Source organism: Neisseria sp. P0014.S009 (genome assembly GCF_051958155.1).
Classification (GTDB): domain Bacteria; phylum Pseudomonadota; class Gammaproteobacteria; order Burkholderiales; family Neisseriaceae; genus Neisseria; species Neisseria flavescens_C.
Window position 1 is genome coordinate 1 of the sequence record NZ_JBQCVS010000176.1, and the last position, 253, is coordinate 253.

At 53.0% G+C, this 253-nt stretch carries 1 rRNA gene; it reads right to left on the reverse strand.

Annotated features, from left to right (window positions below):
- A 23S ribosomal RNA gene (locus ACTHS4_RS12190) occupies positions 1 to 253 on the reverse strand; the annotation flags it as partial.

The following is a 253-nucleotide window of genomic DNA, read 5'->3' on the forward strand; positions in this document are numbered from 1 at the left end:
CCTTTTGCCATTGCACTATCAGTCCGATTTCCGACCGGACCTAGGTAACCTTCGAACTCCTCCTTTACTCTTTGGGAGGAGACCGCCCCAGTCAAACTGCCTACCATGCACGGTCCCCGACCCGGATTACGGTTCTGGGTTAGAACCTCAAAGACACCAGGGTGGTATTTCAAGGACGGCTCCACAGTGACTGGCGTCTCTGCTTCAAAGCCTCCCACCTATCCTACACAAGTGACTTCAAAGTCCAAAGCAA